General features: G+C 52.1%; 12 protein-coding genes and 1 pseudogene. 11 read left to right on the top strand and 2 right to left on the bottom strand.

From position 1 onward, the window contains the following. The first annotated feature begins 19 nt into the window (after window positions 1-19). The 10 genes from DYC63_RS05095 to DYC63_RS05050 all read left to right on the top strand — a co-directional run bounded on the left by DYC63_RS05095 (window position 20) and on the right by DYC63_RS05050 (window position 11,746). Complete coding sequence (locus tag DYC63_RS05095) at window positions 20-1,081, top strand: ribonuclease D (RefSeq protein WP_115218253.1); 1,062 nt, start codon at window positions 20-22, stop codon at window positions 1,079-1,081. Window positions 1,082-1,090: 9 nt separating this feature from the next. Continuing rightward, a complete protein-coding gene (dnaB, locus tag DYC63_RS05090; protein ID WP_115218252.1) occupies window positions 1,091-2,491 on the top strand; it encodes a replicative DNA helicase in 1,401 nt (466 codons plus the stop codon). 8 nt (window positions 2,492-2,499) lie between these two features. After that, window positions 2,500-3,573 (top strand): alanine racemase, encoded by a 1,074-nt coding sequence (alr, locus tag DYC63_RS05085; RefSeq protein WP_115218251.1) that lies wholly within the window; start codon window positions 2,500-2,502, stop codon window positions 3,571-3,573. Further along, the gene (radA, locus tag DYC63_RS05080; RefSeq protein ID WP_115218250.1) at window positions 3,566-4,945 is read left to right on the top strand and encodes a DNA repair protein RadA; all 1,380 of its coding nucleotides are present in this window, start codon (window positions 3,566-3,568) and stop codon (window positions 4,943-4,945) included. Before alr ends, radA begins: the two co-directional genes overlap by 8 nt. Window positions 4,946-4,947: 2 nt before the next feature. Further along, the gene (gene galU, locus DYC63_RS05075) at window positions 4,948-5,835 is read left to right on the top strand and encodes a UTP--glucose-1-phosphate uridylyltransferase GalU (protein WP_115218249.1); all 888 of its coding nucleotides are present in this window, start codon (window positions 4,948-4,950) and stop codon (window positions 5,833-5,835) included. A 123-nt stretch (window positions 5,836-5,958) separates the two neighbouring features. Continuing rightward, a complete protein-coding gene (locus DYC63_RS05070; RefSeq protein ID WP_115218248.1) occupies window positions 5,959-6,261 on the top strand; it encodes an H-NS histone family protein in 303 nt (100 codons plus the stop codon). 333 nt (window positions 6,262-6,594) lie between these two features. Beyond that, window positions 6,595-8,451 carry an ABC transporter ATP-binding protein gene (locus DYC63_RS05065; protein WP_115218247.1) on the top strand — a complete coding sequence of 619 codons (1,857 nt, stop codon included), beginning with the start codon at window positions 6,595-6,597 and terminating at the stop codon, window positions 8,449-8,451. 284 nt (window positions 8,452-8,735) lie between these two features. After that, window positions 8,736-9,707, top strand: a complete 972-nt coding sequence (locus tag DYC63_RS05060; RefSeq protein WP_115218246.1) for a putative transporter — start codon at window positions 8,736-8,738, stop codon at window positions 9,705-9,707. 3 nt (window positions 9,708-9,710) lie between these two features. Next, a complete protein-coding gene (locus DYC63_RS05055; RefSeq protein ID WP_115218245.1) occupies window positions 9,711-10,208 on the top strand; it encodes a PH domain-containing protein in 498 nt (165 codons plus the stop codon). After that, window positions 10,205-11,746 carry a PH domain-containing protein gene (locus tag DYC63_RS05050; RefSeq protein ID WP_115218244.1) on the top strand — a complete coding sequence of 514 codons (1,542 nt, stop codon included), beginning with the start codon at window positions 10,205-10,207 and terminating at the stop codon, window positions 11,744-11,746. The genes DYC63_RS05055 and DYC63_RS05050 overlap by 4 nt, the downstream gene beginning before the upstream one ends. A gap of 390 nt (window positions 11,747-12,136) precedes the next feature. On the opposite strand, the gene DYC63_RS05045 is transcribed toward DYC63_RS05050, so the two are convergent. Next, entirely contained in the window at window positions 12,137-12,646 is a 510-nt protein-coding gene (locus DYC63_RS05045; RefSeq protein ID WP_115218243.1) for a protein disulfide oxidoreductase, read from the bottom strand. A gap of 136 nt (window positions 12,647-12,782) precedes the next feature. On the opposite strand from DYC63_RS05045, the pseudogene DYC63_RS13720 reads away from it, so the two are divergent. Continuing rightward, window positions 12,783-12,896, top strand: a pseudogene (locus DYC63_RS13720) (IS30 family transposase); the annotation flags it as partial. A 57-nt stretch (window positions 12,897-12,953) separates the two neighbouring features. Here DYC63_RS13720 and purH read toward each other — a convergent pair. Then, the gene (purH, locus tag DYC63_RS05040) at window positions 12,954-14,522 is read right to left on the bottom strand and encodes a bifunctional phosphoribosylaminoimidazolecarboxamide formyltransferase/IMP cyclohydrolase (RefSeq protein WP_115218242.1); all 1,569 of its coding nucleotides are present in this window, start codon (window positions 14,520-14,522) and stop codon (window positions 12,954-12,956) included. Window positions 14,523-14,534: the final 12 nt, after the last annotated feature.

Genomic DNA, 14,534 nt, shown 5'->3' with positions numbered 1-14,534 from the left:
AAGGCGAATCTTTTATTCCATGAGTTACAGCACATGGCAGCTCGGTCTGCCGCAATCTTTAAACGCCGCACGCATCCTTTTCTACGACAGCGAATTTGTCCGCGAGCGGCATTATTATCCGAAACTGGCTTTGCTCCAGCTGTATCAGCCGGATTGGGCGCAGGTGCAATTATGCGATCCGATGCAGCAGGCAATGGAGGGACTGTGGGCGCAGCTTGCCGCCCATGAGGCACCGCTGGTGCTACATGCGGGCAGCCAAGATATCGAATTGATGTACAGCATCGGCGGAGTGCTGCCGCGGCAAATCCGCGATACGCAAATCGGCTTTGCCCTGTGCTATCCGCAGAAAGCAATCAGCTATGCCGATATGGTCGCGCATTATCTGGGCATTTTGCTGCCCAAAAGCGAGACCCGCAGCGATTGGCTGGCGCGCCCGCTGTCGGCGGCGCAATGCGATTATGCCGCCGATGACGTCTCACTATTGGCGCAAGTCTATCCTTTATTGGTGGCGGATTTGCAAGCCTTGGGACGACTGACTTGGTGGCAGGAAGAATGTGCGCGGCAATTGGCGCAAGCCCTTGCGCCGCCTGCGCCGCTGCCTTGGTACAAATTGCGCGGTGCGCCGCAGCATTTGCGCACCGCCCATTACGCCGCCGCACAGGCATTGACGGATATCCGCGAGCAGATTGCCGCCGCCAAAGATTTGCCGCGGCGCAAAGTCTTAAGCGATGAGGATTTGGTTGCTGCTGCACGCCGTCAGCCTGAAAATGCGCTGGATTTGGCGGAATTGCTGCCGCCGACGCATTCGATGCTGCAAGACAGCGCGGCGATTGAGACAGCATTTGCGCGTTATCGTCAAGAAAGTCCGCCGACCCCCGAACGTAGTTTGCGTTTGGCGGCGCGCGAGCAAAGCCGCTATCAGAAATTGGAAAAATATGTGCATCGCACGGCGGCGGCGCTCAATATCAGCGACGAGATGCTGGCAACGCCGCGGCAGATGCGCGAGTGGTTGAAAGACAAAGACAATGCCCTGCTCAATCAGGGTTGGCGGGCGGCATTTTTTCAGTCGATAGAGTTATAAGGTGTAGGTATGGAAAATCAAAGCGCTATTTCTTCGTATGACAATGCCGAGCGGGTCAAAGAGCCGCCGCGTTCCAGCGATGCCGAGCAGGCGGTCATCGGCGCCTTATTGCTGGACAATCAATGCTGGGACGAAGTCAGCGAGGTGGTGCAGGCGGAGGATTTTTATTATTACAACAACCGCCTGCTTTTCTCGGCGATTGCCGAATTAGCGGAGCGCAACGAGCCTTTCGACCGCCCGACTTTGCTCACGCGTCTGCGCGATAAGGAAGAATTGGACAAGGCGGGCGGCGACGAGTATTTGCGCCGCATCGCAATGGAAGTGCCAAGTACGGTCAATGCCGGAATTTATGCGCAAATTGTGCGCGAACAAAGCATTAAACGGCGTTTGATCAGCGCTGCCGGTGAGATTGCCAACAGCGCCTTTTTCCCCGAGGGGCGCGATGCGCGTACGATTTTGGATAATGCCGAGAGCAAAATTTTCGCCATTACCGAGTCTTTCGACCGCGGCGGCAATCAGGGTTTGATGAGTACGCGGCAAGTCTTGGCGGAAACCATCGATTTGATTGAAAAAATGGCGCAGATTGACGGCGAGGTAACCGGTATTCCCACCGGATTTACCGAGCTGGACAATATGACCAGCGGTTTGCAGCGCGGCGACCTGATTATTATTGCCGGACGTCCTTCGATGGGGAAAACGGCGTTTTCCATCAATATTGCGCAAAGCGTGGCTTTATTGGCGGAATTGCCGGTAGCGATTTTTTCCCTTGAAATGCCGGCGCGGCAATTGATGCTGCGGATTTTGTCTTCCCTGACTAAAATTCCGCAAAACCAGCTGCGCCGCGGTCAATTCAATCAAAATCACAATGCCTTCCAATATGCGGTCGGCTCGCAATTGATGAATGCGAAGATTTTTATCGACGACAGTTCCAATATTTCCCTGAACGAAATCCGCAACCGCTGCCGCCGCTTAAAACGCGAGCAGGGTGAATTGGGTTTGATTTTGATTGATTATATGCAATTGATGGAATTGCCTACCGGCGGCGGCTCTGATTTGAACCGCGCCACTCAAATCGGCGATTTGTCGCGCGGTTTGAAATTATTGGCAAAAGAATTGGAAGTGCCGATTATCGCGCTGTCGCAGTTGAACCGCTCCTTGGAAAGCCGCACCGACAAACGCCCGATTATGTCGGATATCCGCGAATCGGGGGCGATTGAGCAAGATGCGGATTTGATTATGTTTGTCTATCGCGACGTGGTGTATAACAAGCAAAACGCCAATCCGCGCGCGGCGGAAGTCATTATCGGCAAGCAGCGTAACGGTCCTATCGGCACGGTGCCGCTGATTTTTGAAGGCGAGTTTTCGCTGTTCCGCGATGCCGCCCCTTCTATTGATGACGACGATTATTAAGGAATGCCATGCGTCCATTGAAAAAAATCATTGACCTTGCCGCGCTGCGCCACAATTGGCAGGTTTTGCAGGCACAAGCGCCGCAGGCGCGCATAATGGCGGTGGTCAAAGCCAATGCCTACGGGCATGATGCGCTGAGCGTGGCGCAGGCTCTTGCCGATGTCGCGCCCTGCTATGCGGTAGCCTGCAGCGAGGAGGCTGTGGCTTTACGGGCGGCGGGTCTGCGGCAGGCGATTGTCTTATTGGAAGGGATTTTCAGTCCCGAGGAAATCGCCCTGTGCGCCGAGCAGGATTTGCAGCCGGTAATTCATCACCAGCGGCAATTGGATTGGCTGGCCGCCGCGCAAACGCCGCTCAAGGCTTGGTTGAAAATCGACAGCGGCATGCACCGCTTGGGCTTCGCAGCGGCGGAGAGCGAGGCTTTGTTTGCGCAGGCATTATGTATGCCGTATGTGGATTGGCAGGGTGTGGTCAGTCATTTTGCCTGTGCCGACAGCGAGGATTTGGCGCATGCAGAGGGACAATTGGCACAGCTACAACATCTGCAGCTGCCCGATACTTGGCAGCGCAGCTATGCCAATTCCGCCGCCATATTCCGCCTGCCGGCGGCGCAGGGCGAATGGCTGCGCGCAGGGATTATGCTTTACGGTCTTTCGCCTTTTGAAGACAGCTGCGGCGCGGATTTCGGTTTGCAGGCGGTCATGACTTTGCAAACCGAAATTCTTGCCACGCATTATTTATCGCAAGGCGAGAGCGCCGGCTATGCGCAAGGTTTTATTGCGCCGAGCGAGGGTTATCTTGCCACGATTGCAATTGGCTACGGCGACGGCTGGGCGCGGCGGATTGAGAGCGGCAAAGTGCCGGTCTTGATTGAGGGCAGGCGCTATTATTTGGTCGGGCTCGTGACGATGGATATGGCTTTGATCTGGCTAGGGGCGGAGAATTATCCCGCCGGCACGGCGGTGGAGCTGTTCGGCAAGCAATTGGCGGCAGAAGAGGTGGCGGCGGCGGCAGAAACGATTCCTTATACCTTAAGCACGATGCTGACGCCGCGGGTGCGTTTGGAAGTGCGCCATGGCTAAGGCGAAAACGCGTTTTGTCTGCCAGTCTTGCGGCAGCAGTTTTCCCAAATGGCAGGGCAAATGCGATGCCTGCGGCGAATGGAATACGCTGCAAGAAGAAGCGGTCGTCGAGACGAAAACGCCGCCGCGCGGCGGGCGCAGCGGCGGTTATGCAGGGGTTGCCGCCGGTCAGGTGCAACGTCTGCATGAGGTGGATTTACACCGCGATACGGTCATGCCGAGCGGTATCAGCGAATTCGACCGCGTTTTGGGCGGCGGTTTGGTACGCGGCAGTGTGGTCTTAATCGGCGGTGATCCGGGCATCGGCAAATCGACTTTATTGCTGCAAACGGTGCATCATTTGGCGCAGCAGGTGGAATGTCTGTATGTCAGCGGCGAAGAAAGTCCGCGGCAGATTGGTTTGCGCGCTCAACGTTTGGGTTTGTCGCGCGAGAAAATCGCCTTATACAGCGAAACCCAAATCGAGCGGATTTTAGCCACCGCCGAAGCGCATCAGCCGCAGGTTTTAGTCGTGGATTCCATTCAAACCCTGTATTCCGAAGCACTGTCCGCCGCCCCCGGTGCCGTCAGCCAATTGCGCGAATGCGCGGCGCAATTGGTGCGTTTTGCCAAAAACAGCGGTACGACGGTATTTCTCATCGGACATGTGACCAAAGAAGGCGCGATTGCCGGCCCGCGCGTTTTAGAACATATGGTCGATACGGTGCTGTATTTTGAAAGCGAGGCGGGCAGCCGTTTTCGTATGTTACGCGCGATTAAAAACCGCTTCGGGCCGGTGAATGAACTGGGCATGTTCGCGATGCTGGAAAACGGCTTGAAAGCAGTCAGCAATCCCTCGGCGATTTTCTTATCGCGCCCCGACGGCAATCAGGCGGGTAGCGCGATTTTTCCTGTCTGGGAAGGCAGTCGCGCCTTATTGGTGGAAGTGCAGGCATTGGTCGATGCCAATAGCGGCAATTATGCCCGCCGCGTTACGCAGGGCTTTGACGGCGGGCGTTTGGCGATGCTGCTGGCGGTATTGAATCGTCATGGCGGCATTTCCATGCACGATATGGATGTGTATGTGAATGTGGTCGGCGGGCTGAAAATCAGCGAAACCGCCTCGGATTTGGCGGTCTTGGCGGCGGCAGTCTCGAGTTTGCGCGGCAAAGCGATTGCGCGCGATACCGTGATTTTCGGCGAAGTCGGTTTGGCAGGAGAATTACGCCCCGCCGCCAACGGCGAAGCCAGAATTAAGGCGGCGGAACAACATGGTTTTAAGAAGTTAATTTTGCCGCGCGCTAATCTGCCCCGCGCCCGTGCTAAACTGAGCATCTATGCCGCAGACACCTTGTCTGAGGCACTTGAACAACTTAAAGAAATGGAAGAATAACGATGTCTGAAGCTGAAAAAATCAATTTGGCGGTCTTTCCAGTGGCAGGATTCGGCACGCGCTTTTTACCGGCTACCAAATCCACGCCCAAAGAAATGTTGCCGGTGGTGGATAAACCGCTGATTCAATATGCCGTCGATGAGGCTTATGCCGCCGGTATCCGCAATATGATTTTTGTTACCGGTCGTAATAAATGGTCGATTACCGAACATTACGATATGGCCTATGAATTGGAAACCGAATTGGCCAATCGTAATAAACAAGAATTTATTGACGTCGTGCATCGTATTAAGCCGCGCGATATGCACATTACCTTTATTCGCCAAGAAATGGCATTAGGATTGGGACATGCCGTATTAATGGCGGAACCGATTGTGCGTGATCGTCCGTTCGCCGTTTTATTAGCTGATGATTTAATTATTAATAGCAATGGCAACCCTGTGATGAAACAAATGGTCGAGCTTTATAATAAGCATCAGCAAGGCGTTATCGGCGTGCAGCAAGTACCGGATGAGCATACCCATCGCTACGGTATTATTACCGAAGGCGCAAAATTAGATGAACGTACCTCTACCATTGAAGGCATCGTCGAAAAACCGCGTGCAGGCACTGCGCTTTCTAATTTGGCGGCAATCGGGCGCTATATTCTGCCGGGACGGATTATGCAAATCTTAAAATCCACCAAAGCCGGCGCCGGCGGCGAAATTCAATTAACCGATGCGATTCAAAAATTGATTAAGGAGAAAACCTTATTAGCCTATCGCTATGAGGGCAAACGCTATGACTGCGGCGACAAGCTCGGCTTCTTGCAAGCCAATATCGAATTAGGCTTGGAACATCCGCAATTAGGCAGCGAATTGCGCGATTATTTGCGCAGCCAAACCTTCTAATCTTTTCTTATCCAAGAGCCGATATTACATCGGCTCTTTTTTATTGCTTGCATAAATGAAAAATCGATTTTAAAATAGCCGGGTCTTAAGTGACAGTTATTAAATATACATAAGGAAGCATACATGAATTTAACTCAGCTTTTAGATGAAATTTCAAAATTAGATAATGCGACTTTCGTCGAATTAACCAATCAATTGAGCGCCCAACGCCAGAAACGCGCTCAAGAAATCCAAGCCGCCGCAGAACAACAAATCGCCGTATTGACCGGCGGCGAAGCGAAAGCCAAAGGCAAACGCCGCCCTGCCGCCGCTAAATATGTGCATCCGCAAAGCGGACAAACTTGGACGGGGCAAGGCCGCCAACCGAAATGGTTTAGCGAATACCTTGAAAAAGGCGGCAATGAAGAAGATTTAAAAATCAAATAATTTGCCGATAAAGAGCATTTAAAAAACCGACCTTTACGGTCGGTTTTTTATTGCCGCAGACTATCGTCGAAGAAGTGAAAAAGTAGTACAAGGCGGCGAGCCGCAGACAGTACAAGAGCGTAGAGCAAGACGAGCCAAGACCGTCATACTTTTTCAATTCCTCGACTATCGTCGAAGAAGTGGAAAAGTAGTACAAGGCGGCGAGCCGCAGACAGTACAAGAGCGTAGGGCAAGACGAGCCAAGGCCGTCATACTTTTTCAATTCTTCGACTATATAATGCCTTAGTTCTGTCTTGCCGCTATAATAGCCGCCTGAATTGAAAAGAGTATGAGATGCTGAAATTTTTTGAACGTTGGACGAATCCCTTTCCGGAGGGAGAAAATGGTTTTCCGCCTAAAACTTTATTGGCTTTTTGTCGCTATTATTCCCGCGGTTTTCTGTTACCGGTTGTTTTGGTAGGAATCTTTAGTTTTTTACTTGCTGTCATGGAAGTTTCGCTGTTTGCCTTTATGGGCAAAATCGTCGATTGGCTGGGCGCGGCGAATCCCGAGCATTTTTTGGCGGATGAAAAATGGCGTTTGCTAGGCATGAGTTTGGTTTTGCTGCTGTTTTTGCCGCTGACGAATTTGATGACTTCTTTGGTGCGCCATCAGGCCTTAATGGGCAATTTCCCGATGGCGGTGCGCTGGCGCATGCATAATTATCTGCTTGGGCAGAGCATGGGCTTTTATCAGGACGAGTTTGCAGGGCGCGTGTCCACCAAAGTAATGCAGACGGCTTTGGCGGTGCGGGAATTGGTGCTGAAAACCATGGACGTGATGGTCTATGTGGTGGTGTATTTCTTCTCAATGTTTGTGTTATTGGCGAGCATTCATTGGGTCTTGCTGCTGCCGATTATCGTCTGGTTTGCTTTCTATATCGCCATGCAGTGGCATTTTGTGCCGCGTTTGAAGCGCGTGGCGCAGGAGCAGGCGCATGCCCGTTCGACCATGACGGGACGCATCACCGATGCCTATACCAATATTTCCACGGTCAAACTCTTTGCCCACACACAGCGCGAAAGCATTTATGCACGCGATTCCATGAGCGATTTCATGCAAACGGTGTACCGCCAATTCCGCTTGGTCACGGGCTTGAATATTTGTATGGCAAGCATCAATTACGGCTTGATTTTCGCCGTTACCGCGGTCGGAATCGGCTTATGGCTGGACGGCGATGTCGGTGCCGGTGCGATTGCGGTGGCGGTATCCTTGGCTTTGCGCTTAAACGGCATGTCGCATTGGGTAATGTGGGAAGTGAGCAGTTTGTTTGAGCAAATCGGCACGATAACCGACGGCATGAATATGTTGAGCCTGCCCAAAAACGTGCAAGATGCGCCTGATGCCAAGACCTTGCAAGTCAGCCAAGGCGAGATTCGCTTTGAGAACGTGAATTTCAGCTATCAACGCCATCATAAAGACGGCAGCAATGAACTGCTTAATGTGATTAGCGATTTGAATCTGCACATTCGCGGCGGCGAGAAAATCGGCTTGGTCGGGCGCAGCGGTGCGGGTAAATCGACTTTGGTCAATGCCTTGCTGCGTTTTTACGATATTCAGTCGGGGCAAATCCTCATTGACGGACACAATATCGCAGAAGTCAGTCAAGACAGTTTGCGCCGCCATATTGCCATGGTTACGCAGGATACCTCATTGCTGCACCGCTCGGTGCGCGAGAATATTCTCTACGGTCGTCCCGATGCCACGGATGCGCAATTGCAGGCGGCGATTGAACAGGCGGAAGCGACGGAATTTATCGCCCATTTATCCGATCCGCAGGGTAATGAAGGCTTAGATGCGCAAGTTGGTGAGCGCGGCGTGAAACTCTCCGGCGGACAGCGACAGCGGATTGCCATTGCCCGCGTTTTGCTCAAAGACGCGCCGATTCTGATTTTAGACGAAGCCACTTCCGCTTTAGACAGCGAAGTGGAAGCGGCGATTCAAGCCAGCTTGGACAAGCTCATGCAGGGCAAAACCGTGATTGCCATTGCCCACCGCTTATCGACGATTGCGCAAATGGATCGCTTGGTCGTATTGGAAGCCGGTCGGATTATCGAGCAGGGCAGCCATGAGGAATTATTGGCGCAAAACGGTGTTTATGCGCGACTGTGGTCACGCCAAACCGGCGGCTATTTGGGCGATGAGGATTGAGAACCCGTTTATTGCGCGCTATGCCGATGTAGCCGGCGATAGTCGGTCAGGGAAAGCTAATCGCATCTTGAATGACATGATTTCTTATTCCGAATTCGCGCTATACTATCATTCACGCAGCGGAGTATATGCTCCGCTTTTTCTTAGCTTATTTGGGCTATACGTTTATTATAGTACCTTAACTTCAAAATGAGACTTAGAGATACACATTTTGTCAGGAGAAGCGATTAGAATAATCTCATTTTGAAGTTAAGAGACTATACATGATTGGATAGAGGACGGAGATGTTTCGCAGTTTCTTTTTAAACCGCCGCTGGTTCGCTTGGTCGGCTTTGGGCTCGGTGCTGATTTTATTGGCAACATGGTATCGCGTAACCTTGGATGTGGATATCAATACTTGGTTCCGCGATTTTTACGATATGGTGCAAAAAGTCTTGGCGGAGCCTAATAGCATCAGTTTTGAAGAATTTCTGCTTAAGATGCTGACCTTCGGCAAAATCGCCGCGGTCTATGTCAGCATTGCGGTGCTGCTGGACTTTTTTGTCCGCCATTATGTATTTCGCTGGCGCACGGCGATGAATGATTACTACACCGCCCATTGGCAGAAATTGCGCCATATTGAGGGCGCTTCGCAGCGCGTGCAGGAAGACACGATGCGCTTTGCTCGCATTGTAGAGGCTTTGGCGGTCTCGCTTTTGCATTCCGTGATGATTTTATTCGCCTTTTTACCAGAATTGAACAAGCTCTCCGTGCATGTAACGCAATTGCCGTGGATTGGCGCGGTGTCCAATTCGATGGTCTGGGTAGCTTTGATTTCCGCCGCCGTCGGCACGGCATTATTGGCGGGCGCGGCGATTCGTTTGCCGGGACTGGAATTTAACAATCAAAAAGTCGAAGCCGCCTATCGCAAAGAATTGGTTTTCGGCGAAGACCATGCCGACCGCGCCCGCCCTGAAACCTTAGGGCAGCTTTATGAAAACGTGCGCAAAAATTATTTTATTCTCTATCTGAATTATCTGTATTTCGACTTGGTGAAATGGGCGTATTTGCAAGCCAGCGTCCTCTTTCCCTACATTGCGCTCGGGCCGAGCCTGATTGCCGGCGCCTTGACCTTGGGCATCATGCAGCAAATCGTGCGCGCTTTTGGTAAAGTGGAAGGCGCGTTTCAGTTTCTCGTCGTTTCATGGGGCAATATTGTCGAGCTGATGTCGATTTACAAGCGCCTCAATGCCTTTGAAAAAACCTTGAAGGAGTAAAGCATGGATTTTCAGCCGCTGCCACGTGAGGCTTTGCAGGAACAAATGGCAAATCTTGCCTTAATGATACTGCTGCTTGTCTTGCCGCTTTATGTAGGCTTGATATTTGTTCTGTTCTCAATGTTTTCCCAATCGGAAACCTTCTTTTTAAAGGCTTTGTTTTGGGGCGCTATTTTGGCGCTTGCTTCTGCTGCTTACGGCCGCTATTTCTGCGTCCTGCGCCATCGCCGCTGTCAATGGCGGCTGGATAATCATAGTCTCTGTTTTCATATCGGCTTGTGGCAGCGTCATGAATATTACATCGCGCGTTCGCGCGTGCAATATGTGGACGTTCGGCAAGGGCCTTTGGAACGCCGTTTCGGGGTCAGTCAATTGTTTATCCATACCGCTGGCGGCATGAATGTCGTTGTTCTTAGAGGCTTATTGTATGAAGACGCGCAAGCGGTACGCCATGAATTGATTGGCGAGCATACACCGCCTGCCAGCGGACTTGCCTCATGACGGCTTTTGAACTGGGCGTCGCCTTAAATGCCCTGACACCGCGCCGCCTGCACCGTCATTCATGGCTCTTTATTACGATAAATCTCGTGATCGGCAACGTCATACCGTTGGCGCTGGGCTTATGGCAGCAATTTCGCGACCCGACGGCGACCAGCATTATCTTGATTCTTGCCGCTCTGCTGATTGTGCTGCCCTTGGTGCATGCGCTTTCCTACCGCCTGCATATCAGTGGCGAAGATATCGTCATTTATAGCGGTCGCCTGTTTAAATCCGTGCGTCATGTGCCGCTGGCGAATCTACATAATGTCAATCTTCGCCGCAATGTTTTGCATCGTTGGCTGGCGGTGGCGGAAGTGCGGCTTGAAACCGCGGGCAGCGGCGGCGAATCCGAAGCCGTATTGCGCGTACTTTCTTTAGAAGACGCGCAGCATTTGCAGCGCTATCTGCTCAGCCAGCAGCAAAGCCAATCATCGCCGCATCACTCCGCCCTCGCACAGACGGAAGCGCAAATCCCGCATACCGGCGATAATCTGCTGCCCCTGCCGCACGGCGAACTCATCCGCCTTGGCTTAAGTACTAACCAAGGCTTGGGCATCTCCGCCTTTATCTTTTATGTATTCATTGAGTTTCAGGATTATGATCGCATGGTAGCGTGGATTGGCGGGCGTCTGTTTGACAGTCTGTGGCTGACGGAAATCTTGAGCCGCTGGTGGATCATGGCATTGCTTGCCCTCTTTGTCCTATGGATATTGAATAAACTCTCCGCCATTCTCTTTGTTTATTTAGGCTACAGCCATTTCACGCTCTTAGACAGCGGCGGCGAACGCATTCAGCAGCAACGCGGACTGCTGACCCAACACAGCAGCCATATCCGCAAAACCCGCATACAGGTCTGGCGCATCCAGCAAAATCCCAGCCTGCGCCTGTTTAAGCGTTACCGCATCAGCATCGATACCGCCGTCATGGACGGCGGCAAAGGCGGCGAGCGCGGCATCAGCCTGTTAGTGCCGATTGCCGAGCAGGAGACGATTCAAAGCCTGCTCCGGCATTGGCAACTGCCGTATTTTACGCAGGTGCAGCAATTAGCGGCGCGGGCATGGCGCAGAATCTTCATTGCCTATGTCTTTAAGAGCAGTCTTTATTGCGGCATCTTAGCACTGGGCTTGGTCGGTTTCTCCGAAAAAATTCCCGTGCAATCCGCTGCGTGGCTATGGCTTGCCCTGATACCGCTGCAATTGATTGCCGCCGTAAGGCGCGCCGCCTTTGCCGGCTGGCATTGCGAAAAAGGCTATTTCTTCTACCGCGACGGCTGGCTGTGGCGACATTGGCATATCATCGCTTTGAAAAACATCCATGCCATCGCCCTGCAACATAATTACTTTGACCGCCGCTACCGCATGGCAAGCCTTATCCTCGACAGCATGGGTTGCAGCGCCTTAAACCGTCCCTTTGCCATTCGCTACCTGCCGCAGGAAACCGCAAAAATTTTGGCGAAACTGCTGTGGCAGCGCCAAATCAAACAATCGGCGAAACGATGAATACGAGGTGGGGCAAACCCGCCGTATTTTTCATTCTTTATCGTCGGAGAAGTGAAAATTAAAGTATAGTAAATTCATGGCAAAATTAATCATTTTTCAGTAGGGCAGGTCGGATACTTATATCCGACATTACTTAAAATATAAATTTGTCGGATTTAAAAATCCGACCTGCTTCTCTATAAATCAGCAGCTTAAATATTTACATCCAACACAATTTGTCATGACCTGTGCTTTCTAGCGTAAACGTCCTAAGCTAAGGTTGAAAATATAATGTTCGTATTTGTCATGAATCGACTATACAAGGCTGCGAGCCGCAGACAATACAAGAGCCTACGGCAAGGTGAGCCAAGTCCGTAATACTTTTTCAATCCTTCAACGATAGCATATCCCCTAATGCCGCCACCCCGCCAACATCAAACGCATTTTTAATCCCCAATAGCTGCTCAAGCCGGTGGTGCTGTGTAGCACCCGCCCCTGACGCACCAGCACGATAGTCGGCGTAACCTGCATTTGCCATTGCCGCGACAAACTGCCGTCGGCATCATTAATATTGTCAAAATGCCAAGCCTGCTTATCCAAATAAGCGCGAATATCGGCATCGCTGCCCGACTGCACCGCCACGCCTAAAACCGCCACCCCGTCTTCATGCAGTTTCTGTATCACCGGAGAAGTATGGCGGCATATGCCGCACCAGCTGCCCCAAAAATACAACAGCACCGTTTGATTGCTACTGTGCTGCGCCAAGGTAAGCGAACTGCCGGATAGCGTAGAAAGCGGATGCGCAGCGGCATCCAAAGGTGCAGAAGGACGACGCCAGTAATCCGCGGCAACACTTAAGACCGCCAAGAACAAGGCAAATTGCAGAATATTTTTAACAATCGATTTGAGAATTTTGTGCATAGAAGAAAAATGTCAGTCGAATAACATGTTTTATATATTGAAATTGCATCAACATGCCCAACATGCGCTTTCTTTTAAAATGACTAAGCCAAACCTTGGAAAGCACAAGCATTTTCAGATCATTACTATCGACTGAATATCATATAGTCGGAGAAGTGAAAAAGTAGTACAAGGCGGCGAGCCGCAGACAGTACAAGAGCGTACGGCAAGGCGAGCCAAGTCCGTAATACTTTTTCAATTCTTTGACTATAAATATCAGCCCGCCTTATCTTGCTCATGATCAGATAAGGCGAGTCTTGTTCAGCGATTAATGACGAAAATGGCGCATACCGGTGAATATCATGGCAATGCCGTGTTCGTTGGCAGCATCAATGACTTCTTGGTCGCGCATGGAGCCGCCTGGCTGAATGATGGCGCTCACGCCGCCGGCGGCAGCGGCATCGATGCCGTCGCGGAAGGGAAAGAAGGCATCGCTGGCAAGCACGAGTTCGCTTTGGCTTAATCCTTCGTCTGCGGCTTTCATGGCGGCGATTTTGGCGGAATAGACACGGCTGGTTTGTCCTGCGCCGATGCCGACGGTGGCTAAGTCTTTCGCCAGCACGATGGCATTGGATTTCACGGCACGCACCACCCGCCATGCAAAGAGCAGGTCGCTGATTTCGCTATGGCTGGGCTCGCGTTCGCTGACGATATTGATGTCGCTTTGCGCGATTGTGCCTCTGTCCCAATCCTGCACCAAGATGCCGCCCTGTATGCTTTGGATTTGCCATTCCTGCGTGCTGTGTCCGTCGTTTTTGATTTCCAAGACGCGGATATTCGGCTTTTGCGCAAAAACTTCCAGCGCTTCGGGGCTGTATACCGGCGCGAGGATGACTTCTACGAATTGGCGGCTGATGATTTCTTTGGCGGTGTTGGCGTCAATCGCGCGGTTAAAGGCGATGATGCCGCCGAAAGCGGAGGTCGGGTCGGTACGATAGGCGCGTTCGTAGGCTTCTTGCGGATTGATGCCTTGCGCCACGCCGCAGGGATTGGCATGTTTGACGATTACGCAGGCGCAGTCGGCAAAATTCAAGACCGCGCGCAGGGCGGCATCGCTGTCGGCGTAATTATTATAAGAGAGTTGTTTGCCTTGCAGCTGTTTGGCACCGGCGAGGCTGTTGCCGCTGGGGCGGTTGGATTTGTAGAAGGCGGCGCGTTGGTGCGGGTTTTCGCCGTAGCGCAAGATTTCGCTGCGTTGGAAATGAAGGCTGAGTTGTTCGGGAAAATCATCGTTTTCGCTGTCGTATTGATTAGACAGATAAACGGCAATCGCGCGGTCGTAGTCGGCGGTATGCGTGAAGGCTTTGACGGCGAGCTGATTACGCATTTCCTGCGAAATGCCTTGGTTTTCAATCGCGGCGATGACGGCGGGATAATCGCCGGGATTGACCACTACCGCCACATCGCGATGATTTTTCGCCGCGGAACGCAGCATGGAAGGCCCGCCGATGTCGATGTTTTCCACCGCTTCTTCGAGGCTTACGCCTGCTTTTTTAATCGTCTGACGGAAGGGGTACAGATTAACGACCACCAAATCAATCGCCCCGATACCGTTTTCCGCCATCACGGCTTCGTCTGTGCCGCGGCGCGCCAAAATGCCGCCGTGAATTTTCGGATGTAGGGTTTTGACGCGTCCGCCCATAATTTCGGGAAAACCGGTGTGTTCGGCAACGTCTTTAACCGCAATGCCGGCTTCGCGCAGAGCAGCGGCGGTACCGCCCGTGGAGAGCAGCTCGATGTTTAAGGCGTTTAAGCGGCGGGCGAAATCCAACAATCCGCTTTTATCGGATACGCTGATTAGGGCGCGTTGCGGGCGTAAAAGAGAAGTATGGCTCATGGTGGCTCCGGT

It is taken from the genome of Suttonella indologenes (genome assembly GCF_900460215.1).
Classification (GTDB): domain Bacteria; phylum Pseudomonadota; class Gammaproteobacteria; order Cardiobacteriales; family Cardiobacteriaceae; genus Suttonella; species Suttonella indologenes.
Note: the sequence above shows the minus strand (reverse complement) of the source record. Positions and strands in the feature narration are given on the sequence as shown.